Source organism: Micromonospora echinospora (genome assembly GCF_014203425.1).
In the GTDB taxonomy this organism is placed as follows: Bacteria; Actinomycetota; Actinomycetes; order Mycobacteriales; family Micromonosporaceae; genus Micromonospora; species Micromonospora echinospora_A.
This window is the reverse complement of the sequence record NZ_JACHJC010000001.1, coordinates 4,628,244-4,652,990: the sequence shown is the minus strand read 5'-3', so window position 1 is coordinate 4,652,990 and position 24,747 is coordinate 4,628,244. Positions and strand designations below refer to the sequence as shown.

The 24,747-nt window shown below is 71.0% G+C and carries 19 protein-coding genes; 11 read left to right on the top strand and 8 right to left on the bottom strand.

Going from position 1 to position 24,747, the window contains the following annotated elements; all coding sequences use genetic code 11:
- Window positions 1-54 precede the first annotated feature (54 nt).
- On the top strand, window positions 55-681 hold the full coding sequence (locus FHU28_RS21645; protein ID WP_174534918.1) for a TetR/AcrR family transcriptional regulator: 627 nt from the start codon (window positions 55-57) through the stop codon (window positions 679-681).
- Between the two features lie 39 nt (window positions 682-720).
- Here FHU28_RS21645 and FHU28_RS21640 read toward each other — a convergent pair whose 3' ends face one another.
- The 4 genes from FHU28_RS21640 to FHU28_RS21625 all read right to left on the bottom strand — a co-directional run bounded on the left by FHU28_RS21640 (window position 721) and on the right by FHU28_RS21625 (window position 4,268).
- Entirely contained in the window at window positions 721-1,308 is a 588-nt protein-coding gene (locus tag FHU28_RS21640) for a cysteine hydrolase family protein (RefSeq protein WP_184686321.1), read from the bottom strand.
- A gap of 10 nt (window positions 1,309-1,318) precedes the next feature.
- Window positions 1,319-3,406 (bottom strand): amylo-alpha-1,6-glucosidase, encoded by a 2,088-nt coding sequence (locus FHU28_RS21635; RefSeq protein WP_184686320.1) that lies wholly within the window; start codon window positions 3,404-3,406, stop codon window positions 1,319-1,321.
- A complete protein-coding gene (locus FHU28_RS21630; protein WP_184686319.1) occupies window positions 3,399-3,767 on the bottom strand; it encodes an SCP2 sterol-binding domain-containing protein in 369 nt (122 codons plus the stop codon). Before FHU28_RS21630 ends, FHU28_RS21635 begins: the two co-directional genes overlap by 8 nt.
- An 84-nt stretch (window positions 3,768-3,851) precedes the next feature.
- Window positions 3,852-4,268, bottom strand: a complete 417-nt coding sequence (locus FHU28_RS21625; RefSeq protein ID WP_184686318.1) for a MarR family winged helix-turn-helix transcriptional regulator — start codon at window positions 4,266-4,268, stop codon at window positions 3,852-3,854.
- Window positions 4,269-4,347: 79 nt separating this feature from the next.
- Between FHU28_RS21625 and FHU28_RS21620 the strand changes: the two genes are divergently transcribed.
- From FHU28_RS21620 to FHU28_RS21610, 3 genes are all read left to right on the top strand, one after another.
- Entirely contained in the window at window positions 4,348-6,138 is a 1,791-nt protein-coding gene (locus FHU28_RS21620; RefSeq protein ID WP_184686317.1) for an ABC transporter ATP-binding protein, read from the top strand.
- A 145-nt stretch (window positions 6,139-6,283) separates the two neighbouring features.
- Window positions 6,284-6,841: a M23 family metallopeptidase gene (locus FHU28_RS21615; RefSeq protein WP_184686316.1), complete on the top strand. Its 558-nt coding sequence runs from the start codon at window positions 6,284-6,286 to the stop codon at window positions 6,839-6,841.
- Between the two features lie 78 nt (window positions 6,842-6,919).
- Window positions 6,920-7,555: a VOC family protein gene (locus FHU28_RS21610; protein WP_184686315.1), complete on the top strand. Its 636-nt coding sequence runs from the start codon at window positions 6,920-6,922 to the stop codon at window positions 7,553-7,555.
- Window positions 7,556-7,591: 36 nt separating this feature from the next.
- Here FHU28_RS21610 and FHU28_RS21605 read toward each other — a convergent pair whose 3' ends face one another.
- The gene (locus FHU28_RS21605; RefSeq protein ID WP_184686314.1) at window positions 7,592-8,380 is read right to left on the bottom strand and encodes a hypothetical protein; all 789 of its coding nucleotides are present in this window, start codon (window positions 8,378-8,380) and stop codon (window positions 7,592-7,594) included.
- Window positions 8,381-8,753: 373 nt separating this feature from the next.
- Between FHU28_RS21605 and FHU28_RS21600 the strand changes: the two genes are divergently transcribed.
- The 3 genes from FHU28_RS21600 to FHU28_RS21590 all read left to right on the top strand — a co-directional run bounded on the left by FHU28_RS21600 (window position 8,754) and on the right by FHU28_RS21590 (window position 14,557).
- A complete protein-coding gene (locus FHU28_RS21600) occupies window positions 8,754-9,254 on the top strand; it encodes a hypothetical protein (RefSeq protein WP_311773635.1) in 501 nt (166 codons plus the stop codon).
- Between the two features lie 91 nt (window positions 9,255-9,345).
- Entirely contained in the window at window positions 9,346-13,755 is a 4,410-nt protein-coding gene (gene pglW, locus FHU28_RS21595; protein WP_184686313.1) for a BREX system serine/threonine kinase PglW, read from the top strand.
- Between the two features lie 124 nt (window positions 13,756-13,879).
- Window positions 13,880-14,557: a hypothetical protein gene (locus FHU28_RS21590; RefSeq protein ID WP_221453259.1), complete on the top strand. Its 678-nt coding sequence runs from the start codon at window positions 13,880-13,882 to the stop codon at window positions 14,555-14,557.
- A gap of 132 nt (window positions 14,558-14,689) precedes the next feature.
- Here the strand turns inward: FHU28_RS21590 and FHU28_RS21585 are convergent, their stop codons facing one another.
- From FHU28_RS21585 to FHU28_RS21575, 3 genes are read right to left on the bottom strand one after another with little or no spacing between them, the layout of a single operon-like run.
- On the bottom strand, window positions 14,690-15,730 hold the full coding sequence (locus FHU28_RS21585; RefSeq protein ID WP_184686311.1) for an ADP-ribosylglycohydrolase family protein: 1,041 nt from the start codon (window positions 15,728-15,730) through the stop codon (window positions 14,690-14,692).
- A complete protein-coding gene (locus FHU28_RS21580) occupies window positions 15,727-15,999 on the bottom strand; it encodes a hypothetical protein (RefSeq protein ID WP_184686310.1) in 273 nt (90 codons plus the stop codon). The genes FHU28_RS21585 and FHU28_RS21580 overlap by 4 nt, the downstream gene beginning before the upstream one ends.
- 2 nt (window positions 16,000-16,001) lie before the next feature.
- The gene (locus tag FHU28_RS21575) at window positions 16,002-16,277 is read right to left on the bottom strand and encodes a DivIVA domain-containing protein (RefSeq protein ID WP_184686309.1); all 276 of its coding nucleotides are present in this window, start codon (window positions 16,275-16,277) and stop codon (window positions 16,002-16,004) included.
- 316 nt (window positions 16,278-16,593) lie between these two features.
- Between FHU28_RS21575 and FHU28_RS21570 the strand changes: the two genes are divergently transcribed.
- The 4 genes from FHU28_RS21570 to FHU28_RS21555 all read left to right on the top strand — a co-directional run bounded on the left by FHU28_RS21570 (window position 16,594) and on the right by FHU28_RS21555 (window position 24,734).
- Complete coding sequence (locus FHU28_RS21570) at window positions 16,594-16,833, top strand: winged helix-turn-helix domain-containing protein (RefSeq protein ID WP_184689770.1); 240 nt, start codon at window positions 16,594-16,596, stop codon at window positions 16,831-16,833.
- 72 nt (window positions 16,834-16,905) lie between these two features.
- Window positions 16,906-20,505 (top strand): BREX-2 system adenine-specific DNA-methyltransferase PglX, encoded by a 3,600-nt coding sequence (gene pglX / locus FHU28_RS21565; RefSeq protein ID WP_184686308.1) that lies wholly within the window; start codon window positions 16,906-16,908, stop codon window positions 20,503-20,505.
- Window positions 20,502-21,680, top strand: coding sequence for a hypothetical protein (locus FHU28_RS21560; RefSeq protein WP_184686307.1), 1,179 nt, complete (start codon window positions 20,502-20,504; stop codon window positions 21,678-21,680). The genes pglX and FHU28_RS21560 overlap by 4 nt, the downstream gene beginning before the upstream one ends.
- Before the next feature lie 90 nt (window positions 21,681-21,770).
- Window positions 21,771-24,734, top strand: coding sequence for a coiled-coil domain-containing protein (locus FHU28_RS21555; protein WP_184686306.1), 2,964 nt, complete (start codon window positions 21,771-21,773; stop codon window positions 24,732-24,734).
- The last annotated feature ends 13 nt before the right edge of the window (window positions 24,735-24,747 follow it).

The following is a 24,747-nucleotide window of genomic DNA, read 5'->3' as shown; positions in this document are numbered from 1 at the left end:
CGGCACGACCGTAGAGTGGCCGCCGGTACCCGAGCAACAGGAGAACCCGTACCCATGATCGAGCTGGAGACCGACCCGCCGGAACGGGTGGACGGCCGGGCGGCGCGGGCCGAGCGGACCCGGGCCGCGATCGTGGAGGCGCACCTGGCCCTGATCGACTCCGGTGACCTGCGGCCCACCGGGGAGCGGATCGCCGAGCGGGCCGGGGTGTCGCTGCGCACGCTCTGGACGAACTTCAAGGACATGGAGACGCTGTTCGCCGCGACCGGGCGGCGGGTCGGCGAACGGCAGGCAGCGGCCTGGCAGCCGGTGCCGCCGGACCTGCCGCTCACCGCCCGGATCGCCGCGTTCTGCGACCAGCGGGCCCGGCTGCTGGAGCTGCTGGCACCCTCGGCCCGCGCGTCGGCGCTGCGGGAGCCGTTCTCCCCGCAGTTGCGCCGCAACCGGGATGCGGCCATCGCCCGGGTCCGCCAGGAGATCGAGGCGGTGTTCGCCCCGGAGCTGACGCAGGCCGGGCCGGGGCGGGCGCAGTTGCTGGACGCGCTCACTGTGGCCGGCACCTGGTCGGCCTGGTCGATGATGCGCGACTCGATGGAGCTCGACGTCGACGCCGCCCGCGCCGTGATGGCCCGTACGCTCGGCGCGCTGCTGGTCGACGCGATCGCCGCCGGCCTGCGCTGAGCGCTCCCGGCGGCCTGCGCTGAGCGCCCCGGCGGCCGGTCAGGCGATCTCGCCGGTGGTGGCCACCTCGCCGAGCTGGCCCAGCGTGCTCAGGTAGGCGTCGTGCAGCTCGTCGGTGGCCGCCGTGCACGCGTCGGAGACGGTGACGATGCGGTACCCCTGGTCGACCGCCTGGTAGGCGGTGGAGGCGACGGCCAGGTTCGTCGCGACGCCGGTGAACACGACGGTCCGCACGCCCCGGCCGCGCAGGATCAGGTCCAGTTCGGTGCCGGAGAAGCCGCCGAGCCGGGTGGAGGTGACGACGACGTCGCCGGGCTGTCGCGCGACCTCGTCGACGATCCGGGTCTTCGGGTCGCCCTCCAGGAACGCCCCGCGCTCCCTGATCATCGCGAAGCTCGGGGTGTTGGCGATCAGGTCGGGATAGCCGGGCCGGTAGGCGACGCGGGTGAAGACCACGAGGCCGCCCGCCGCCCGCGCGGCGGCGGCGACCCGGGCCGCGTTCGCCGCCACGCCGTGCCGGGCCACCTGGCCGGCGAAGAACGGGCCGAAGACGCCGTCCGGGCTGACCACCTCGTGTTGCCAGTGGACGCCCACGACCGCGGTGTCTGTCCAGTCGATGCGCTGCATGTCGGTCCCGTCACGGTGCGGAGAGCTGCTGCGGCGCCAGCTCGTAGCGGCTCAGGCCGCCGGCGGCGGTGCTCCTGCCGAAGGCGTCCAGGCGCCCCCAGCGGCCGGGGACATCGAGCAGCGCCACGTAGTCGAGGCTAGCAGGCAGGGCGGGCCGGGCCACGAGATCGTCGCCGACCGGCCGGAGGCCGAGCATCGTCCGCAGGAGCAGCAGCGGGGCCCCGGCCGACCAGGCCTGCGGGCTGCACGCGGTCGGATACCGGATCGGGTAACGGGTCTCGGACCGGGCGTGTCCGGCGAACGCCTCCGGCAGCCGGCCGTCGTAGAAGGCCGCCGCGTCCAGGATTCCGGCCGCGATGCGGGCCGCCTCGTCGGCGTAGCCGTAGCGCCGCAGGCCCCAGGCGATGAACGAGTTGTCGAACGGCCAGATGGTCCCGACGTGGTAGCCCACCGGGTTGTAGCGGGCCTCGCCCTCGGCCAGCGTGCGGACACCCCAGCCGCTGAACATCGCCGGTGACATCAGGTGCCGCACCAGGGCCTCGGCCTTCGGCTCTTCGACGATGCCGCTCCACAGCAGGTGGCCGATGTTCGACGACAGGGCGTCCACCTTGCTGCCGTCGCCGTCGAGCGCCAGCGCCATGTACTCGCCGTCGTCGATCCAGAAGTCGTGGTTGAAGCGGCGCTTGAGTTCGGCGGCGTCCCGCTCCAGCCGGTCCGCGTACGCCGGGTCGTGCCAGATCTCGCGGGCCAGCCGGGCGGTGCGCACCTTCGCGTCGTACGCGTACCCCTGGAGTTCGCAGGTGGCGCGCGGGAAGCCCGGCAGCCGGCCGTCGCGGTAGGAGATGCTGTCCCAGGAGTCCTTCCAGCACTGGTTCTCCAGGCCGTTCACCGGGTTGCGCCGCTCGTAGGAGACGTACCCGTTGCCGGCCCGGTCGGCGTAGTGGTCGATCCAGTCGACGGCCGCCCGCGCCTCCTGCTCCACCGCGCGGACGAGGGCGGCGTCGCCGGTCCACCGTTCGTACTCGTCGAGCAGCACGAGGAACAGGGGAGTGGCGTCCGCGCTGCCGAAATAGGGGCTGTGTGGTGTCTCGTCGAAGACGGTCAGCTCGCCGTAGCGCATCTCGTGCAGGATCCGGCCCGGCTCCTCCTCCCGGAAGTCGTCGATCCGGCTGCCCTGGCGGAAGGCGAGCACGGTGAGCGTGGTGGCGGCGAGTTCGGGTGCGAACGGCAGCGCCTGGAGGCTGGTGAGGATGCTGTCGCGGCCGAACAGGCTCATGAACCAGGGCAGCCCGGCGGCCAGCACGCACCCGGTCCCGGCGAGGAACGGGCTGAACCGCAGCGCGGCCAGGTCGATGAGGCTCTGCCGGTAGGTGTTCTGCAACGGTCCCCAGCTGGTCTCCAGCCGCGGTGCCCGGTCCAGCCACTCCCGTAGCTCGGCGGGCTTGTTGCGGGCGTGGCCCCCGACCCGTCCGGGCAGGCTGAGCCGCTCCAGCCCCCGGGGCAGGCTGAGGTCCGGCTCGGCGGTCAGCCGGGTCTGCCACCGGCCGTGCGGCTCGATGTGCACGCGCAGCGTCAGGCCGCCCTCGTCCACCTCCGCCGGAGCCGTCGCCGACACGATCGTCTCGCGGCGGTAGCGTTCGCGCTGGTATCCCAGGACGAGTCGCGGGCCGTCGACCCGCCGGTAGTGCCGTCCCTCGCGGTTCGTCGTGCCCTCCTTCACCGCGAAGAGGTCAGCGAAGTCCGCGTCCACCTCGATCCGTACGGTCAGGTCGACGGCTCGCCGGTCGTTGTTGACCAGGAGCAGCTCCTCCTGGAGTCCGCTGTTCAGCCTGTGGGTGCGGCGCACCTCGAGCGTGCTGTTGACGTAGACGTCCTGAGCGCCCGGGACCAGGTAGAACCGGTTCTCGAAGTACTGGATGTCGTCGATGGACAGCGTGCTGAGCCGCTCGCCGTCGATGGTGAGCTGCCACCGGGACAGCAGGCGGGTGTCGTGGGCGAACAGGCCGTGGGTGCCGTCGGCCGCCGGGACGATGTCGCCCGCCCGGTCGCAGACCAGGAAGATCGTCCCGTCGAAGATGCCGACGTGCTCGTCACCCATGGCCGTCGCCCCGGTGTCGTTCCGGGCGGGAGCCGGGCGGGGAGGGGAACAGCCGGCGTACGGTCGCGAACAGCCGCGGGCTGCCCTCCACCTCGGCCTCGCCGCGCAGGACGGTGGTCAGGAAGTACGCCTCGCCCCGCGCGATCCGGTCGAAGACGGCCCGGTCCGCCCGGACGACCGCGTCCCCGCCGGTGGCCTGCCGTGCCGCGGTGACCTCGCCCCGCGCGATGGAGACCAGCCAGTGGTCGACCGACCCGTCACCGGCGATGTCGAACCGGACGGTGCCCTCGTGGAGCGCTGTCAGGCCGCGCTGCCTGCGTTGCCCCAGGCCCCGGAAGAACTCTTCGGTGGCGTCGACCATCGGCCCTCCTCCCGATGGCGCTATTCCCCGCTACGGGGCCTGTCGCCTCACCCGGAACGGGTGAAATCGGGGAAGCCGGGAGATCTACTCCTCGCGCAGGCGGCGCAGGATGCGGGCCAGCTCGGCCTGGTCGTCCGGCGAGAGCACGCCGAAGAACCGTTCCGCCTCGGTGGCCCGTGCCTGCCGGATCGCGGTGCCCACCCGCTCGCCCTCGGCGGTGGGCGCGACGAGCGTGGCCCGCCTGTCGGCCGGGTCGGGGCGGCGTTCGACCAGCCCGCGTTCCTGCAATCCGTCGACCACCTCGGTGGCCGAGCGCGGCGCGATGCGCAGGTGCTCGGCGAGCGCGCCGGGGCGCAGTGCGCCGTGGCGCATCAGCACGCCGAGCGCCCGCGCCTGCCCGGGGCTGATCTCCCACGGCGCAAGCGCGCGCTTGGTCTGGTGCCGCAGCCGGCGGGTCACCGCCCAGAACGTCTCGGCCAGGCTCTCGTCGCTGCCGTCCACGGGGAATACGGTAACAGGCTTTCGTGTTGTTCCCTCATGTTGAGGTAACCTCAGCACTATCCCCACATGAGGAGCACCCTTGGATCGCATCCCCGACGGCCGCCGCGACGGCCGAACCGTCTCCCCGGCCGAGAAGGCCCAGGCCCGCGACGTGTCCCTGCGCAGGATCGGCGGCCTGTTCACCGCCCACCGCGGCCCGCTCGCCACCGTGGTGGCGATCATCGTGGCGTCCTCGATCATCGCGATGGCCACGCCGTTCCTGCTGCGTGCCGTGATCGACAGGGCCCTGCCCGAGCGTGACCTGACGCTGCTGGCCTGGCTGGTCGCGGGCATGGTCGCGGTGGCAGCTGTCACCTCCGTGCTCGGCGTCGCGCAGACGTGGATCTCCACCCGCGTCGGCCAGCAGGTCATGCACCGGCTGCGCGCCGACGTCTTCGCCCACCTCCAGCGGCAGTCGATCGGCTTCTTCGTGCGCACCCGCACCGGCGAGGTCCAGTCGCGCATCACCAACGACATCGGCGGCATGCAGGCGGTCGTCACCTCCACCGCCACCTCGATCGCCGCCAACCTCACCACCGTGGTCGCCACCACCATCGCCATGCTGGCGCTGAGCTGGCGGCTCACCCTCGTGTCAGCGGTCGTGCTGCCGCCCGCGCTCTGGCTCACCCGCCGCGTCGCCCGGCTGCGCCGGGAGATCACCGCCCAGCGCCAGCGCGAGCTGGCCGACCTCACCGTGACCATCGAGGAAGGGCTGTCGGTCAGCGGCGTCCGGCTGGCCAAGACCCTCGGCACCGGCCCGGCCCTGGTCGACCGGTTCACCGCGTCCTCGGCCCGCCTGGTCGACCTGGAACTGCGCTCCGAGCTGGCCGGACGCTGGCGGATGGCCGCCATGAGCATCGTCTTCGCCGCCATCCCCGCCGTGATCTACCTCGGCGCCGGGCTGCCCGGCACCGCCGGCACGCTCACCATCGGCACGCTCGTCGCGTTCACCGCCCTGCAGGGCAACCTGTTCCGGCCGCTGATGGGGCTGCTCAACGTGGGCGTCACGCTCACCGCGTCCCTCGCGCTGTTCGCCCGCATCTTCGAATACCTCGACCTGCCCGTCGAGGTCGCCGAGCCGGCCCGCCCGGTCCCGCTCGACCCGGCCACCGCCCGCGGCCACCTGCGCGTCGAGGACGTCACCTTCAGCTACCCGGGCAGCGACACCGCCGCCCTCGCGGGCGTCAGCCTGGACGTCCCGGCCGGCACCAGCCTCGCCCTGGTGGGGGAGACCGGCTCCGGCAAGAGCACGCTCGCCGCGCTGATCAGCCGGCTGCACGACCCGGACGCCGGCCGGATCACCATCGACGGGATCGACCTGCGCGACCTGCGCCCGGCCGACCTGGCCGCCGTCGTGGGCGTGGTCAGCCAGGAGACGTACCTGCTGCACGGCACCGTGCGGGACAACCTGCGGTACGCCCGCCCGGACGCCACCGACGCCGACATCGAGGCCGCCACCCGCGCCGCCCGCATCCACGACCTCATCGCCGCGCTGCCCGACGGGTACGACACCATGGTCGGCTCGCGCGGCCACCGCTTCTCCGGTGGCGAGCAGCAGCGCCTGGCGATCGCCCGGACCCTGCTGCGCGACCCGCGCATCCTGGTGCTGGACGAGGCGACGAGCGCGCTGGACACCGAGACCGAGCGCGCGGTCCAGCGGGCCCTGGACGAGCTGGCCCGGGGCCGCACGGTGGTGACCATCGCGCACCGGCTCTCCACGGTCCGCGACGCCGACCGCATCGCCGTGCTCGACCACGGCCGGATCGTCGAGTCCGGCACCCACGACGCGCTGCTGGACCGGCGCGGCCGCTACGCCGCCCTGGTCGGCTGACGTACGCGCGCCCGGCCCGGCCACCGCCGGCGGTCGACGGAGATGTAGAAAACTTTTGCCCTGACATTCATCTGTGTAGCTATTTACCCGTCCGGGCGGCGGCCCTAGCATCGATCTACATCGTTGTCGATGAAGAGGAGAGGCGATGTCCCTGACGTTCACCGCTGCCCGGATGCGCGTGCCCGCGATGCTCACTGTCGCCGTCGTGGCCGGTGCCATGCTCGGCGTGCAGCCCGCGCAGGCCGCCCGGCCGGGCTTCCGGATGCCGTTCCTGTGCGGCCAGACCTGGCAGGGCAACAACTGGAACGGGCACAGCCCGGCCCACGCCATCGACTGGAACCACTATGACGCCAACGGCAGCCCCGACGACCTCAACCGCCGGACGGTCGCCAGCGCCGCCGGCACCGTGCTGGAGTCGTACTACTCCACCACTTCCGGCTACGGCAACACCATCGTCATCGGGCACGGCGACGGCTGGCGCACCCGGTACGCCCACCTCAAGTCCCGCGCGGTGGCCACTGGTGACACGGTGAAGCGCGGCGACGTCATCGGCCGGGTCGGCGCGACGTCGGCGAAGTACGACCTCAGCCCGCACCTGCACTACGAGCAGATCCACAACGGCAGCGTCGTGGTCGCCGTCGTCCAGGGTGTGACCTGGTCCGACGGGCTGAAGCGCAACCAGAAGAGCACCAACGGCTGCTGATCGCGGGCGGTGGGCCGCCCGGCCGAAACCCGATCTGCGAGACGTGATTTATGGCTCGCAGATAGGTAGAGTGTCGCGGTGCGCAGTGGGGTGCAGGCTCAGATGCCGGTGCTGTACGTCGGCGACGCCGACGCGGCCGGGAGGTTCTACGCGCTGTTCGGCTACACCGGGCAGCCCGGTGGGGACGGGCGGTTCCATCTGCGCTGCGGCGAGCTGACACTGCTGCTCGTCGAGGCCACAGCGGTGCCGGCCGCGCTCTACCTCCACGTCGACGACGTCGCCGCGACCACCGACCGCCTCGTCGCGGCCGGTCACCCGGTCGACCAGGTGCCCGGTGGCGAGTGCCGGACCATCGACCCCGACGGCAACACGGTCCTGTTCACCCGGTCGCCGGTCCGGCCCGCCCCGGCCCCGCAGGCCGAGCCGGACGGCCGACCCTCGCACGTCCGCCGGGCCGCCGCAGTGGCCGCCCGGCGCGACGGCGCGCCCGCCCACTGTCAGATCGGCGGACCGCGCGGCGAGCCCTGCGCCGACCCGGCCGAGGTCAAGCTCGCCGACTCCTGGGGCGACACGGTGTGGGGCTGCCTGACTCACGCCGACGAGACGCTGGTCAACGCGCGTGGCGCGTTCCTGGCCAGCGAGGACGGCACCGGCCTCGCCGCGTACCTGACCGCCCGCCGGACCCGCCCAGAGGAGGCCGCCGTAGCGGGCTGACCGCCGTCCGCGCGTGCGGCGCGGCGGACTTCCGCGTCAGACCGCCGGTGGCTGCGGCTCGCCGGGACGCGGTCGCTGACCCGGGGCCGGGCGCGGCGCGGGCGGGGGGAGCAGCGGCTCCAACGGGAACAGGTCCTTGGCGTCCGGCGCTCGCGGCGCGGGCCTCGCGCCCGTCGCCTCCGGCTGCCGGTCGCGCCGGTCGCGCTCGTCGGCGAACTCGGCGCGGCGGCGGGCCAGGTCGCGCTCGCACTCCAGCGCGATGCGCTGCTCCCAGTACGGCTGGAGCAGCCTGCGTACCCGCTCGTCCAGATGCACTGTGACGTCCGGCTCGCAGGCGAACGTCACCTCCCCCCGCGCGTACGTCCAGGGCGGCGGATCGTCCTCGGCGAGCGCGGCGGTCAGCGCGGCGTGCAGGTCACGCGGCCGGTGCGGCGGCACCTCGACCGCGTGCCGGACAGCCAGCCGGTGCAGCCGCTGCGTGGCCTGTTGCTGGAAGTAGTCGACGTACCAGCCGAACAGCTCCGGCCGGGCGGTCTCCGACGACCAGGTGTAGGTGGCCCGGACCAGGAACACGTACACCTGGCCCTGCGCCGGCACCACGAGCGGCTCCGGGGCGCGCCGGTCGACGGTGGTCACGGGCGTCTCCGGCTCCTCGGTCCACCAGAGCTGCCGCAGCGTGGGCTGCGCGCCGTCCCAGAAGCGCCGGGTCCGCAGCCGCGCCGCGTCGCCGAGCGCCCGTGCCCGTACCCGCCAGCGCCGCCGCCAGCCGTCGCCGGGCGCGGGCCGCTGGTCGGCCGGCCCCGGATCCCCCGGCACCGCGGTCATCGCACCCCCTCCATGCCGGATCGCGGCACCGCGTCCCGCGGCGTCACCGGGACGCGCGGGCCGTCGGGCGAGGGGTGGCGGACTGCCCTGGCGGTCCGCGATCCACGCTAACAACAGCGACCGGTGTACGCGCGCAGCCGCGCGGACGGCTCCGCCCCGCCGGTTGACCGATCGGACGAGCCGTCCCGTAGTCCTATCCGTGGGACTCGGGCGGGTTTGGTCCCGTTCACGGGACCGACCATCCAAACTCGATCGGCATGCCTTGATCTGTTGTCGAAGCGCTTCGTAGCGTGAGGCTCCGCGATCCTTCGGGGGAGGGCCAGAACGCATGGGCGTAGACGCTCGCCACGACGCCGGCCAGACCGTGACATACGTGCGGTCCCTGGCCGAGCGGCAGTACGACAGGGTCTGGACTCCGGACTTCCTGCACCTCAGCCCCGACGTGCAAGGCTTCGCCGTCTTCCACCGCGGTGGCCTGGTGCTGGTCTACGGCGCGGTGTCGCCGGAGGACCCGGCCCGCTGGGTCTTCCGGATGGCCTGCGCGGCCGGTGCCGACGTGCCGGACATCTCCGGGGCCATGGCCTGGGCGAACATCCGCAACCGGCTGGCCGAGGCGGGACGCTACTACTGCGTCGTCAAGCCCGACCAAAGCGCCTGCCACGTGGTGTTCGCGCTGGATGTCCGCAGTCCGCTGCTCGACGACGCCACCGCGCCCGACGCGCAGGCGCTGCGGGAACTGTTGCACTTCTCGCTCGCGGTGTGCGTGCACAACGCCGTGGCGGACTTCCGCGACCTGGCGTCCTACCTGCCGGCGCGGCCCCTCGCCCCGACCGAGATCGACGCCTGGACGCTGTTCGCCGGCACGCAGGACTGATCGGGTGTCCTCAAGACCGGCAGGGCCGGGCTCCACGTGGCCGTCGAGCGGCAGGCCGAGGTCGGTCAGCTGGGGGCCTAGGATCTCCTGCATGCAGGAAGGCCGGTGGACGACGATCACCCCGTCGCAGTTCGCGCACGAGCGGGAGGCGCTGGCGCACGTCCAGGCGTTGCTGCCGGACACCGAGCCCTACCGCGCCTGGTCGAACTTCACCTTCACCGCCCAGACCGGGCACCCCTACGAGGTGGATCTCCTGGTGGCCGGCCCCGGCGGGCTCTACCTGATCGAGATCAAGAGCCTGACCGGTCGGCTGACGTCCAGCGGCTCGAACTGGATTCAGACCAGTCCGAGCCGCACCCGGACCTTCGACAACCCGCTGCACCTGGCCGATCAGAAGGCCAAGAAGCTCAAGAGTCTGCTCCAGGCCGCCGCCGGCCGCCGTCCGGGCGCCCCGATCCGGGTGCCGTTCGTCCAGGCGGCGGTGTTCCTGTCCAAGCCCGGCCTGCACATCGCGCTGTCCGAGCACCACCTGCACAACGTCTACGGTCCCGAGCCCGCCCCGGGACACCAGCCGGGGTCGCTACCCACCATCGGCTCGCTTCTGCAACGCCCCCCGCAGGACGAGCGGCAACGGCTCAGCAAGGAGGTCTCCGCAGCCCTGCCCGGTCTTCTCGAAGCCGTGGGCATAGCGCGTAGCCGCAAGCACTACCAGGTCGGGGCATGGGAGCTGGAGTCGCGGCCGTACGACCTCGGCCCGACCTGGCAGGACCATCACGCCCGGCACCGCGAGCTGGAACGCGAGCACCGCCGGATCCGCATCTACCTGGTGGAACGCAACGCCGTCCAGGCCGACCGGGCCAGCATCGAGCGCGCGGCCCGGCGTGAGATGACAGTGCTGCACGGCATCAACCACCCGGGAATCGTGCGGGTCGACTCGCTCGAGTCGCACGAGGCGGGACCGGCGCTGATCTTCCGCCACGATCCTCGCGCCGTCCGCCTCGACCACTATGTCGCGCAGTACGGCGACCGGCTCGACCCGCTGACCCGGGTGGCCATGGTGCGCCAACTCGCCGACGCGATCGCGTACGCACACCGGCGCCACCTGCACCACCGCGCGCTCTCTGCCCGCAGCGTGCTGGTCGTGCCGGGCCGGCGGCGACGCGGAGGCAGCGAGGAGGAGGCGTGGCTGACGCCTCAGCTTCATATCAGTGACTGGCAGGCCGCCACCCGAGCGGTGGACACCAACGCGGGCAGCAGCGGCGATCCGGTCACCCTCTCCTCGCACGCGGCCGCACATATCGAGCTGTCGGCGGAGGCGTATCTCGCGCCTGAGCTGAGCGCGCCGCGACCCGACCCGATCGCGATGGACGTGTTCGGGCTGGGCGCGCTGGCCTATCTGATTCTCACCGGCCAGCCGCCGGCGGCGAAGCGCCAGGAGCTGTTGTCCCGGCTGGCCCGCGACAACGGCCTGCGCCCCTCGTCGGCGACCGACGCGATAAGCGAGTTCGCCGACGAACTGGTCCAGGCGGCCACCGCTCCGGTGCCGGCGCAGCGCCTCACCACCGTCGCCGACTTCGTGGAGATGCTGGAGGAGGTCGAGAACGAGCTGACCGCCCCGCCCGCGCCCAGGGACGAGCCGGAGCCGGAGGAGACCGATCCGCTGGAGGCGCGCGGGGGCGACCGGGTCGGCGAGTGGACGATTCGCAAGCAGTTGGGCACCGGGTCGACCTGCCGGGCGTTCCTCGCCCACAACGAGCGCACGGGCCGTGACGAGGTGCTCAAGGTCGGCCTGTCCGACGAGAAGGCGGCCCGGCTCGCCCACGAGGCGAAGGTGCTCGGCCCGCTGACCGATTCCCGGGTGATCCGGCTGGCCCGGCCGGAGCCGCTGCGCATCGCCGACCGTACGGTGGTGGTGCTGGAGCACGCCGGCGAGCTGACGCTGGCCCGTAAGCTCCGCGACGAGGGCCGGCTCACCGTCGACGAGCTGGAGACCTACAGCGACTACCTGTTCGGCGCGCTTGACTACCTGGAGGGCGAGGGCGTCTACCACCGGGACATCAAGCCGGACAACATCGCCGTCCGGGTACGGCCGAACCGCACCCGCCAGCTCGTGCTCTTCGACTTTTCCCTGGCCGGAGTCTCGGTCAAGGAGTTGTCCGCCGGCACACCCCGCTATCTGGACCCGTTCCTGGGCACTGCGAACCGGCAGGTCTACGACAAGCACGCCGAGTGGTACGCCCTCGCGGTCACCCTGCACGAGATGGCCTCCGGTGAGCTGCCGGTGTGGGGCGACGGGGGCACCGAGCCGCAACTGACCGAGGGTCCTCCGGTGCTCGCGGTCGAGGCGTTCGACCCGGCGGTACGCGACGGTCTGGTCGAGTTCTTCCAGCAGGCGCTGCACCGCGACCACCGTCGCCGCTTCGGCTCGCTCAAGGACATGCGCGACGCCTGGCAGCAGGTGTTCCGCCGCTCCGACGCGAGCACTCCGGTGGGCTCCGAGCATCCGGAGACGGAGACCGAGGAGCCGGACGAGCAGCTCGCCGAGCAGGTTCGTGAGGAAGCCGCGGCGAAGGCGACCCGGGCGACCGTCCTGGAGGCCGCCGGGCTCACCCCCCGGGCGGTGTCGGCCGCGCACCGGGTGGAGGCGACCACGGTGGGCGAGCTGCTCGCGGTGGGCAACAACACCTTCGCCACGCTTCCCGGCCTCGGTGCGAAGACGCGCAAGGAGCTGCAGCGGCGAGTCAAGGAGTGGCGTAACCGGCTGGGGGAGCGGGAGACCATCCCGACGTCCCCGGCCGCGCGGCGGGCCGCCGGTGCGGAGGCCGCTACCGAGACCACCGGAGGCGGCGCCGACCTGGTTCGTGTCGGTCTCGACGCGATCGCGACGCTGCTCGTACCCGCGTCCAACGGCCGCAACACCGCCGAGATCGAGGCGACGCGGCTGCTGCTGAACCTGCCCGACGCCACCGGCACGCTGTCCGCGCTGCCGCTCTGGCCGCAGCAGCCGTTGGTGGCCACCGCCGTCGGTGTGACCCCCGGCCGCATCGCGCAGATCCTCGGCAAACAGCGCAAGCGCTGGCAAGACCTGCCGGTGGTGCGCAGTGTGCGTACCCAGGTGGTGGAGCTGCTGCGCGACGGCGGCCGCGTGATGGGCGTCGCCGAGCTGGCGGCGGCGCTGCTGACCAGCCGCGGTTCGGTCCGCACCGGCCACGCGCTGCGCCTGGCGATAGCGGTGGCCGCCGTGCGGGCCGCGGTCGAGATCGACGCGCTGGAGGAGGAACCGCGTCTCCTGCTGCGCCGGCACGCCCGAGCCGACATCGACGGCCGGCCGCACCCGCACGGCGACCGCCTGCTCGTCGCGTTGGAGGCCGGTGACGACGACGCCCCGGACACCCCGGCGGCTCCGGCCCTGCTGGACTATGCCGACGGGCTGGGCAAGGCCGCCGACCGGCTCGCCGCCAGCGAGGTGCTGCCCAGTGCGGCCACTGTGATGCGCACCCTCGCCACGGTGACCGCTCCCGGCGGCGCCGCCGACGTCATCGACGAGCGGCGGCGGGTGCAGCTCGCCGCCGTGGCGTCGGAGCGTGCCGCCGCCACCACACGGTTGGAGCTGTACCCGCGCGACCTCGACCCGGTACGCGCGCTGCGGATCGCCCAGGCCGGCGTGGTGTCTCCGGGCAGTGACAACCTGCGGGCCGTGAGCCCCGAGCAGGTGCAGCAGCGGGTGACGGCGCGTTTCCCGGAGCTGGACCCGCTGCCGCCGCACCCGAAGCTGGGCCATCTGCTTGTGGAGGCCGGCTTCGAGCTGCGCTGGGACCGGGGCCGGTATGTCTCGCCGCCGCCCCGCACCGGCTCGTCATCGATGTCGATCATCCAGCGGCAGTCGTCGGCGAGCGCCCTGCCGAGCCGGTGGGCGGCCGAGTCGCCGGAGTTGGCCCAGGCGATGCGCGCTGAGGAACGCCTGACCGGCGCGCGGGCCGCGGGCGGGTTCCGGGCCCTGACGGTACGCCTCAACCGCGCCGCGCCGGCCCGCGACGAGCTGGTCCGCCGCTTCGACGCCCGGCCCGTCAGCGTGGCCGCCGAGTTCGTACGGGAACTGCGGGGCCTGGTCGACGCCCGGCCGAAACCCACCTGGGAGACCGTGGTGGGCGCGGACAACGCGCCGGAGAACTCGCGGGCCGCCATCAAGCTCGGCGAGTACGTGGAGCAGGCGTGGCGGCTCGTCCTGCCGCGCCTGCGGGCCCAGTTGCGTGCCGACGCCGGGCCGGTGCTGCTGCACGACGCGGCGGTGCTGGCCTGCTACCGAGCGATGGCAGGGCTGCACGAGCTGGCAGACGCGGCGCGGGGCGTGGGCGCCCTGTGGGTGCTGTGCCCGATGGACGACCCGGCGACGCTGCCGAAGCTGGACGGCACTGTGGTGCGGGTGGGCGACAACGAATGGATCGGGCTGCCGGACGCCTGGGTCGTCAACGCCCACCGGAGCACCGTCGCCGCCTCGTGAGCCTTCCGCATGCCGATGTCGGTCACTGTGGCGAGCGGATCCGGGTGCGGGTGGGCTGACCGTGCTGCGTCCGGCAGCCTCGCGGAGGACGCCGTGCAGCCTGCGGATGTGGCACCGTGCCGACATGGAGATCGCAGGATCCGTGAAGCTCACCGCCGTCATGGCCGAGTTGGCTACGGTGCGGCCCGTCTTTCACTCCGAGGCCGACTTCCAGCACGCTTTCGCGTGGACGCTGCACAGGCTGGCGCCGTCGGTCGGCGTCCGGCTGGAGGTCCCACAGGATGGCCCGCAGGTGCTGGGGAGGGGCCGGCGCCATCTCGATCTCCTGTGTCTCGGTGCCGACGGGCACCGAACGGCGATCGAACTCAAGTACTTCACCAGGCTCTGGGTCGGCGCCGACCCGCACACGGCTGAGCCGTTTCACCTCCGCGGCCACGAGGCAACCGACCTGGGTCGGCAGGGCTTCGTCTTCGACATCGCCCGGCTGGAGCAGTTCTGCGTTCCCGACGGAAAGATGAACGGGTTCGCCGTCATGTTGTCGAACGACGAGAGGCTGTGGAACCCGGCTGCCACGGCCCGGCGCACCCGGGACCATCAGTTCCGGATCAACGAGGGCCGGACGCTCACCGGGATGCTGCGGTGGGGGATCGAGGGCAGCTGGTCCGACTCCAGCGAGCGACACCTGTTCGGGAGCTATCCGCTCGCCTGGCAGGACTACTCCGAGATCGGTGGCACCCACGGGACGCTCCGCTGGTTGGCCGTGGAGGTGAAGCCGCCAGTGGCGGAGCCTCACCAAAGCTGACGCGCACCACCGCCCGCATTTGGTTGGTCCTCGTCGGTGTCGGCTCCGTGTTGTGGAACGTGCGGCCTCTTGGTGCAACGGCGCGACTGCTGGCCGATGCCCCGCCTCGTCACACCATCTGGAAGGAATGGTCTACCACCCCGGGTACCGGTTCCACCAGTTCGGATCGGTTGCGTCGCCATACCCGCTGCCGGACGGTCTGTCCACGAATTCGGTGATGAGATCTCGCGCAAGAATGTCGGCGACCCACGCCAACTCAAGCCGGGAGACCAACCCGACCGGGAGGGCGTCGACGCCGTGCACGGCGCCAAGGAACGCCCCAGCAGTGGCGGCTACGTGCTTACCGTGCGGTACGGACGCGGCGAACAGGAGGGCATCGCGCAGCTGCGCTCGGTCCGGAAACGAGAGAGCCACATAGACGGCCCCGGTCAGCGCCGAAGCCGCCCGAGCATCTGGCGTGAGCTGAGCCAGTACCGTGGCGAGGCGTGGGTGCTCCCGTGCGCCGTGCACGGCGGTGGAGAGTGGCAGTGCGGTCATGACTCGCACGAAGGACCCGCATTCCCGCTGTGCCCGCTCCACCGCCTGCTCGACGTCCTGGCCCTTGACGATGTTGCCAATCACCGTTGCGCCGAGCGCGGCGGCGTCTGCTGCTTCCTGGCCATGCGTGGTGGCCGCCACCTCGACGGCGAACCGTCCGGGCTCCGGCCCCCACCACTGGATGAGCCCGGCAGGCAGAGTTCGGGTAAGCCCGTGTGCGCCGGTGCTGGTCCACGTGCTGTCCTCGTGACCCCAGACTGGCTGGCTCTGCAGGGCGGAAACCGTGGCCGGCGCGGATCCTCGCCGGACCGCTAGCACCGGCACCTGGGCGAGCCAGCCATCCGGCCAGTCTTCCTCCTGCCAGCGCTTGATCCCCGGGATGCCCTGCAGCGCCGCCCACCTCGTGTACGCGTGCCGCACCACGCTGGGCGGATGACAGATCCCCTTGTGGGTGGCTCGGATGTTGGCTCGAATGATGCCCGTCACGGTGAAGCAGGCGAGCTGGCCGGCACTGGTGGCCCGCAGAGTCCCGCTGGCCGGCACGTTGCCGCCTGTGGCACCGATTGCGTCACCGAGCATCAGCCCGAGCACGCAGCCCCGCGCCGTCGCGAGCTGCTGCGCCGTCACCATTGTCATGCCTGGGAAGCATAGGGGCGGGTGACACGAGAGCGGCTCGGAGCCAGGGTGCTGGTGGCCCGGCGGAGGCCGGCGCGCTGGACGAAGATCTCCCGTTTGACCGTCGCGGTGCCTCGACGGTTGAGCACGTAGCCGGTCAGCCAGATCCAGCCGGTGTGCGGCACCTCCGGGCCGACCGACACGACCCGGAACGTCAGGGCGCGATCGCCGCCGAACTGCACCGACGCGCGGCCGTCGACCCGCAGCAGGTCGCCGGGTTGCGGGCGCACCGCTACCAGGGGCCGTCGTTCGGCGGGCGGCACTCCCGGGCGTGCATGGTCTGCCAGTCCCGCAGGGCGCGTTTCAGCCTGTCGTTCTCCTGCGCGAGCAGGCGTACCTGCCGGTGCAGCTCGGTCAGCTCGTCGGCGACGCGGGCCTGGAACTCGCGTACCTGATCGGGGTCGACACCCCGCCGACGGGGATCGAAGGCGTGGGTGCGTACCTCGTGCGGGGTCATCCGGGCCGGTAGGCCGTTCAGGTAGATCCGGCCGGATCGATACTGCGTCACTTCGGTCCTTTCCGGGGCAGGCGGAGACGCGGCGGGTCGGTGCGGTGGGTCTGGAAGGGCGGGCCGTCCGCACGCCGGCTGCGGGTGGCCCGCCCGCTCCGCCCCCGCAGCCCAGATCGGCGGTACGGAGGCGGAGCAGTCCGGAGGGGTCGGGACGGGTACGCACACCCGCCCCGACCGGGGGAGCCCCTGCTCCTTGTTGCCACGCAAGGGAAGGGGCGTTGCCAACTTAGCTGTCCCAGTCACCTTAGTCAAACGTTGAGTTGTTGCAAGATGTCGTTGCGTGATCGAATTGGCGTGCCACGCAGGGGGAGCCATGCCGATTACCGCCGACTACATCCGGATCGCCGACGAGATCGTCGCCGACATCAGGGCCAAGAGGCTCAAGCCGGGCGACAAGCTGCCGTCAATCTCGCGGCTCGCCGCGACGCACAGCGTCAGCCCGTCTACCGTCAAGCAGGTCTACGTGCGGCTCGAAGCGCTTCGGGTGATCTGGCGGCACCAGGGCAAAGGTGTCTTCGTGAACGATCCGAAACTCTGGATGCGTGAGCCATAGGTAGCGGTCCGTCGAGGAGATCGGTACTTACGGGTGCCGCAGTCCCGACGGCGGGACGGCTAGAGTCTTCGCGTGATCGACCGGAAGCTGCTCTTGTCCGACCTGCAGAAGCAGGTCAAGAACCTGGAAAAGGACCTGCGGGAGCAGGCCGAGTCGGTCGAGGAGGTGCGCCTCAAGCTGCGTGGCGAGTACGACCACGCCTTCAAGGTCGGGCGCACCGCCGCCACCTGGGCGACCTGGCGCGACGAGCGAGTGACACAGGCCGCCGTCGCCTGGGTGCTCGGCACCGTCTTCGTGCGCTTCTGCGAGGACAACGGCCTGCTGCCCGACCCCTACCTCGCCGGCCCGGGGGACCGTCTGGTGCTCGCCGAGGAGGCCGAGGCGCAGTTCTTCCGCGACCAGCCCGACAAGACGCTCCGCGACTGGTTGCACCAGGGCTTCGACGCCATCGCCGGCACCCAGGCCGGGAAATCGCTGTTCGACAGGCGGCACAACCCGCTCTACCAGATCCCGATGTCCCACGACGAGGCGAAGAATCTGATCGCCTTCTGGCGTCGGCGCGGCGAGACCGGCGGCATGGTCCACGACTTCACCGACGCCGAGTGGGACACCCGCTTCCTCGGCGACCTCTACCAGGACCTGTCCGAGGCTGCCCGCAAGACGTACGCGCTGCTCCAGACCCCCGAGTTTGTCGAGGAGTTCATCCTTGACCTGACGCTGACCCCGGCGATCGCCGAATTCGGCCACGACGTGGTCAAGATGATCGACCCGACCTGCGGCTCGGGCCACTTCGTCCTCGGTGCCTTTCAACGGCTGTTGAAGGAGTGGGAGCAGCACGCTCCCAATCGCGACCCCCACGAGCGGGTACGCCTCGCGCTCGACGCGGTGCACGGCGTCGACATCAACCCGTTCGCGGTAGCCATCGCCCGCTTCCGTCTTTTGGTCGCTGCGCTCCGCGCCTGCAGTATCAAGACCCTCCCTGACTCCGCCGGCTATGTCTTTCCGATGCGCCTCGCTGTCGGTGATTCCCTCATCAAGCGGCGGCAGGACACGCTTCCCGGTATGGACGCGAGCGGCGACGCAATGGTGGAGTTCGCCTATATGACTGAGGATCTGAAAGAGCACCCTGGCATCCTCAGCCCTGGGCGTTATCACGTTGTAGTAGGCAACCCGCCCTACATCACTGTCAAGGACAAGGGCCTCAACGACGCCTACCGTGAGATGTATCCTGCATGCTCCGGCAAGTACGCCCTGTCCGTGCCCTTCGCGCAGCGGTTCTTTCAGCTGGCCAAGCCCGGCGACGGCGAAGGCAAGGGTGCCGGGCGCGTCGGGCAGATCACGGCCAACTCGTTCATGAAGCGCGAGTTCGGCAGGAAGATGATCGAGAAGCTTTTCGCCATCGAGGTTAACCTGACCCACGTCATCGACACCTCCGGTGCCTACATCCCCGGCCACGGCACCCCGACGGTCATCCTCGTAGGTTGCAACACCAACCGCGGCCGGACCGGCAGCATCCGCAGCGTCATGGGCATCCGGGGCGAGCCCAGCACGCCCAAGGATCCCAGCCAGGGCCTTGTCTGGCAGGCGATCGTTGGCCAGGTCGACTACCCCGGCTCGGAAAGTCAGTGGGTGACGGCGAGCGACATACCCCGCGCTCAACTCGCAGCGCACCCTTGGAGCCTGAGTGGCGGTGGAGCGACGACGCTAAAAGAAGCGATCGAAGGCTCCCGTTCCAGCCTGGCAACGTATGCATCTCGAATCGGCGTATTCGGCATGACCAACGCCGATGATGTCATGCTCGCACCTGACGGAGCATGGCGCCGGCGCGTTCGTGGTTCAGAGATGAGACGCCGTCTCGTCGCCGGAGATGAGATCCGAAATTGGATCTTCGAGGATGGGGAGTTTGCATTCTTCCCCTACGGCGAGGACTTCTCGCTCCGACCGCTGCAACCTGGCAGCGGTTGGCATAAGTGGCTGTGGCCGTGCCGAACGGTGATGGGTAACCGGGCGACTTTCAGCAAGAAGACCTACTTTGTCGAGGGCCGGCCCTGGTACGAGTGGCACCAACTCACCAGAGACGCGAGCGTGCACGAATGGACGATCTGTCTGGCCGAGGTTGCCACCCATAATCACGTCGTTCTCGATCGGGGCGACAACGTATTCAAGCAGACGGCCCCATTGGTCAAGCTGCGGCGGGGGGCCACGGAGGAAGATCACCTGCAGGTCATCGGGCTCTTGGGCAGCTCGACGGCATGCTTCTGGCTGAAGCAGGTTTGCCACTGCAAGGGAAGCACGGTCGACTCACAGGGTGCCAGGCAGACAACAGTCCCTTGGGAAGACTTCTACCAATTCAACGGGACGAATCTCGCACGGTTTCCGCTTCCGTCCGCGTACCCCCTCGACCTGAGCCGGGAGATCGACGGCCTGGCGCAGCGGCTCGCCACAGTGACCCCGGCGGCGGTCGCCGCCTCCGGGGTGCCGACCCGCGAGCGGCTGGACGCCGCCGCCTACGAGTGGCACTACGTGCGCGGCGCGATGATCGCGTTGCAGGAGGAGTTGGACTGGCAGGTCTACTCGCTCTACGGGCTGCTGGACGAGGACTTCACCGCTCCGGAGAGCGTCCGGCCGCCGATGCTGGCGCTGGGGGAGCGGGCGTTCGAGATCGTGCTCGCCCGCAAGATGCGCGACGAGGGCCTGGAGACGCAGTGGTTTGAGCGCCACAAGTCGAAGCCGATCACCGAGCTGCCCGCCCACTGGTCCGACGAGTACCGGGCGGTCGTGGAGCGGCGGATCGAGCTCATCGAGGGCAACCGCAACATCGGGCTGATCGAGCGGCCGGAGTGCAAGCGGCGGTGGGCCACCGACGGCTGGGAGGTGATGCGGCGCAAGGCGCTGCGCGACTGGCTGCTGGACCGGTGCGAGGCACGGGAGCTGTGGTATCACCACGTCGACGGCCTTGAGCAGCCGCGCCCGCTGACCACCGCGCAACTCGCCGACGAGCTGCGCCGCGACCACGACGTGCTCACCGTCGCCGGCCTCTACGCACCGGGCCAGGACCTCGGCAAGGTGATCGCCGACCTGGTCGCCGACGAGCACGTGCCGCACCTGGCCGCGCTGCGCTACAAGGACTCCGGTCTCGCCAAGCGGGCCGACTGGGAGCAGGTGTGGGACCTGCAGCGGGCCGAGGATGCACTGCCCGACGAGGCCGCAAAGCGGGAGTTCCGCAAGCAGATCCCGGTGCCACCGAAGTACACCTCGGCGGACTTCCTCAAGGCCAGCTACTGGAAGCACCGGGGCAAGCTCGACGTACCGAAGGAACGCTTCGTCTCGTACCCCGGTGCCAGTCGCGACGGTGACCCGTCGCTGCTGGTCGGCTGGGCCGGCTGGGACCACCGCGAGCAGGCCCAGGCCCTCGCCACCCTGGTCGTCGCCCGCGAGCAGGAGGACGGCTGGGCCGCCGACCGGCTGTTGCCGCTGGTCGCGGGGTTGCGCGAGATCCTTCCCTGGGTACGCCAGTGGCACGGCGAGTTCGACCCGGAGTGGGGTGCCTCGCCCGCGGACATTTACGCCGGGTTCCTCGCCGAGACCACCAACCGGCTGCACCTCACCGACGAGGCGCTCAGCTCGTGGCGCCCGCCCAAGGCCACCCGCGGCCGGAAGGCCAAGCAGTGAGCTCGACCGCCCAGGCGGAGACGACGTGGTGGCTCCCCGAGGACGTTGCCCACGTCGAGTGGTGGCTGACGGGCCGTATGCAGTCCAGGCTGTGGCACCTGACCGAACCGGCCACGGTCGCCGACTGGGTCTTCGCCGATCCCGTCCCGGCTCCCCGCGAACCGGCTCCGGCGGACATCGCCCCGGCCTGGCAGAAGCAGATGAACGCCACCCAGCTGATGTCCTGGGCACTGGTGGGCTTCGTGATCCGCATGGCTGTACCCGAGGCGCTGTCCACCGCGGGTGAGCACTGGCATGTTGCCAGGTTCGATCTCGGTGAGGGTCCGTTGCTGCGGCTGGTCGTCGGGCCGCTGGAACTCCTCTGCCTCCCAGAGGACGGAGGAGAGGTACGGCTCCGGCTGGCCAAGCTGCCGCTCGAAATCGCGGCCGGTGCCGGCATGCTGGACGTCGAGAACGACTGGCCCGAGCAGGGGATCGAACTCACCGACGACCCGACGGTGACCTTCGAGGAGGACAAGATCCTGCTCACCTGCCCGGACCTGAGCACGGCGCTCGGGCTGCTGCTGCAGCGACCGGTCATGGCCGGTCTTCGCATGCTCGGCGCGGGTCTGTCCACAAAGGGCTACTCGTTCCAGCGCAAGTACCGGCGTGACTACGCGACGAAGGCATGGCTGGCGGGCGAGATCTGGTGCGCGGTCTGGGCCGCCGTACAGGCCGGATCCCCCGCTACCCACCAGGGGTTCGACGATCCGTACACACCGGACACGGTACCGTCACGGGCGCCGGAGCAGCGGTCGTACGACGGCCGCGCTTACCTGGCCGGCGTTCGGGAGCACGACCGGCTCTGTCAGGTCCTGATCGGGCACCTGGCCCGCTCGGGCTTGACAGCCGGCGCCGGCCTGCACGGCGTACCGGTGGATCTGGCCTGGCTGGACGGTCAGGATCGACAGTTCATCGCCGAGGTGAAGAGCACGACGGTCGGCAACGAAAGCGAACAGCTTCGGTTCGGCCTCGGTCAGGTTCTGGAGTACCGCCATCGCTTGGCCATGCTCGACGTGCCGGTCACTGCCGTCCTGCTGGTGTCGCAATACCGCGACCACGCATGGTGGGGTACCTGCGATGACAGCGATGTCGTTCTGCTCGCCGAAGATGACTTGCCGAACTGGTTGACCTGAGAATCACGCCGGAAGGGCCGACTCGTGTCACTCGCTGAGGTTGGATCATGCGATCTCGACGTGTCTGATCACTCTCCCGGGGGAGGAGCGATGAACGCGGGTCTGCCGTTCGGGTGGAGGGTCAGCACGGCCCTTCCGGCTCGCGGGCGGCTGCAACAGTTCCGGCTCCAGGACCGCGTCGCGTTCCGCTGTACGCGCTGCGACCGGGAGAAGACGTCCCGGCTGGTCTGCGTCGTTGCCGGGCATTGGTCGTCGCTGCTCTGCAACGGCTGCTACGGCCTTCTGTCGAAGGAGCAGGCGTCGTCTGCCCCGCTCGCGGCGCATGCTCTTGCTTCCGACGCGCCGACGCAAGTACCCGCCTCGGTGGGTGGTGCCCGGGGAAGCCGTGCCGATCACCTGCGCAAGAACATCGCCGAGCTGGCGAAGCTGCTGCGGATCCGGGCCGAGGAGGGTGAGCGCCGGCTCGCGAAGGCCGACCTCAAGGCACTGACCGCGTTGGCTGACGAGAACGAGACAGCCGTCGCCCTGCGCTATGCGGAACTGCTGGCCGAGGGCGACGCCCTGGTGGCGCAGGTCGAATTCGACCACCGATCCCACCATCGGTTCGCCCGCGTCGCGGGCATTCTCGCCGCAGAGCGCGGCGTCGCCCTCCAGCGGCTGCACAAGCGGTACGAGACGCGGCTCGCCGCCGTCCGCGCGGCATCGAAGGCACCGGATTATCTTGCCGCGATGGTGATGCAGCACGTCGGCGGCGAGGCGTTCCGGCAGGCCCTGGCCGCCGTTCTTCGACGGCGCGGATTGCAGCTCGGTGCGCTCGACGTGCCGACCAGCGGATACTGGGCCTGGCTCGCGGACAGCCGGATCGACCCGGCGTACGCGGAAGGGGCCCTGCCGCCCCCGGTGCGGGAACTGCGGCGAATGGACGCTCACGCGTTCCTGCGGGTGTTGCACGCTGACGCCTACGGCACCCGGCCGAACGGTTTCCTCGGCCACCCCGCCGTTGTCGAACGGTGGCACACCCACTCCGGCCAGGTGTACTCCCACATCAGGGCGGCCCGCGACCAGAGCGCGGCCGAGTTCGAGACGTCCGGAGGCATCAGGGCAGGCGTGCGACCCGACCGTCTGCGGGCAGACGTCCAGGCGGTCGCCCGGGCCGGCGCGCGTCGGGCCATGTCCGGGCTCAGGCTAAAGGAACTGCGGCTGCGCGCCGTGCGATTCCACCGGACCCTTCCCATGCAACGCCTGCGCGCCGCATGTCTCACCGAGGCCGCGGCCCGGCTCACCCGCGCCGACCCGAAACTCGGCGCACTGGTCGCGTCGGCATGCGCCGACCACCGTGCCCGGTGCGCGAAGGTCAACGACCCGCACCCGTGCGCCACCTGCGTCCAAGAGGTCGCCGAGCGGGTACGGCAGCACCGAACTCCGCAGCGGGCGGAGACGGTGCCCACCCCGAAAGTGACGCTCGAGGCAAAGGCCGACAAGGCCATCGCGGAACTGAGACAGCAGGTGGCTGGTCCGGTGTCCACTGCCGCCGACAACCCGACCGCCTTCGTCTGCTCAGCAGCACGGGAGCGGCTTGCACCGGAGACGCCGGCCGAGCTCGCGGTGGTAGAGACGCACACGGTGCCTGACACACCACGGTTCGGCTACGCCTGGGTGACGGAGGCCGGCGAGATGCACACCGGCGTCGGCGCTGCGGCGAACCCGCAGGACGCGTCGGTCCAGGCCGTCTGCCGAGCCGCTCTCGAGATCGGCGAGAACCAGCCGCGCGTACACCTGGTCGCCCGGGACCCCGAAGCGGTCGCCTACGTGCAGCTCGTCCTACGGACCGGCACCGTTCCGCCGGATCCGGGATTCTCGCTGTCGGACGACACAGTCGAACTTCTCGTCGACGTGGCGTCGTTCCGTCAGCACATCTCTGTCCACGCCGATTTGTGCCCGCGTCCACACCGTGGTGCCGAGACCGCCGGCCACCTTGCCGCGCTCGCGCTCTCCGCAGACGGGGGCCGGGGCGTAAAGGGCCGTGTGCGCGTCGACCTCGACATGATCGCTCGCAAAGTCGGCAGGGGCGTCGGCTACAAGCCCACCAGCCCGGACGAGGAGAGCGACCACGCCTGGTGGCTGCCGGCGCAGGAGAACGGGCCGTCCCGTCCGCACGAGCTGGCGTGGCGTACCGCTCTGTATCGGATGCACATCGCCGGCGGATGGTGTGCGCTGCCCGAACCACGCACGGGGGAGTCATGGCAGGAGGGACGACTACGCCTGCGGATAGACCACGAGGAGACGCGGCGCCCGTCGGTCGGCCAGGTCCAAGAGGTGACCGTGCGCCGCCGTGGCGGACAGTGGGAACTCGGCGACATTCGCTGGCCCCGCGGCCTCGCACCGGGTGTCATCGTTACCTTCCGCCGGCGGCCGGGCGGTTCGATGATCAAGGCGCGCACGGCCCTGCTGCCGCAGCCGGAGCAGGTAGACGGCGTCGAGTTCCTGCATCGATACGACGCCCAGGTGGTGACCCGGGAAAGTGCCCCTGGCTTCGACCAGGATCGGGAGGTTCCGGACCTGTCCGACGCGAGCTGGGTCCTCCGTGCCCTGCGTAAGCTCGGCTACCTGAGCGTCGACGGCACCGCCACGCTGGTCGAGGAGGCACTCGTGCGGAACTGTCTCGCTCTCGGGCTTCCGCGCCACCGTGCGAGCCGCATCGGCAGCGCCGTCGACCAACTGCTGCGTTCCGGTCGTATTCAGCGCGTGCAGGGCAGCCTGGACGGCAGTGGGCGGCCCTGGTACCCGCCTCAGCCGGACCGACACCGCGTTTCGCTGCTGCGGTACGTCCCACGAGTGGAAGCCGTGGAGACGCGCCGGGCCACGCCCACGGAGTGGCATCCGCACCGGAGAGGCTTCAAAGTGCCCGGTCACCTGCGACGGCTCCCGCCTGGGGCGAAGGCTTCCGAAGAGCGGATCGAGGCATTCAAGGAAGCGGCGCGCTCCTTCCAGATCGTGGAGCGCGAGCTGCCCGACACGCACACCTACGTGGGGCCTCACGAGAAGAAGCGTTGAGACGTCTTCCTAC

Excerpts from the sequence above, each read along its gene's own strand:
- FHU28_RS21645 (WP_174534918.1), top strand. The coding sequence starts at position 55 with ATGATCGAGCTGGAGACCGACCCGCCGGAACGGGTGGACGGCCGGGCG.
- FHU28_RS21640 (WP_184686321.1), bottom strand. The coding sequence starts at position 1,308 with ATGCAGCGCATCGACTGGACAGACACCGCGGTCGTGGGCGTCCACTGG.
- FHU28_RS21635 (WP_184686320.1), bottom strand. The coding sequence starts at position 3,406 with ATGGGTGACGAGCACGTCGGCATCTTCGACGGGACGATCTTCCTGGTC.
- FHU28_RS21630 (WP_184686319.1), bottom strand. The coding sequence starts at position 3,767 with ATGGTCGACGCCACCGAAGAGTTCTTCCGGGGCCTGGGGCAACGCAGG.
- FHU28_RS21615 (WP_184686316.1), top strand. The coding sequence starts at position 6,284 with ATGTCCCTGACGTTCACCGCTGCCCGGATGCGCGTGCCCGCGATGCTC.
- FHU28_RS21605 (WP_184686314.1), bottom strand. The coding sequence starts at position 8,380 with ATGACCGCGGTGCCGGGGGATCCGGGGCCGGCCGACCAGCGGCCCGCG.
- pglW (WP_184686313.1), top strand. The coding sequence starts at position 9,346 with ATGCAGGAAGGCCGGTGGACGACGATCACCCCGTCGCAGTTCGCGCAC.
- FHU28_RS21590 (WP_221453259.1), top strand. The coding sequence starts at position 13,880 with ATGGAGATCGCAGGATCCGTGAAGCTCACCGCCGTCATGGCCGAGTTG.
- FHU28_RS21585 (WP_184686311.1), bottom strand. The coding sequence starts at position 15,730 with ATGACAATGGTGACGGCGCAGCAGCTCGCGACGGCGCGGGGCTGCGTG.
- FHU28_RS21570 (WP_184689770.1), top strand. The coding sequence starts at position 16,594 with ATGCCGATTACCGCCGACTACATCCGGATCGCCGACGAGATCGTCGCC.
- FHU28_RS21555 (WP_184686306.1), top strand. The coding sequence starts at position 21,771 with ATGAACGCGGGTCTGCCGTTCGGGTGGAGGGTCAGCACGGCCCTTCCG.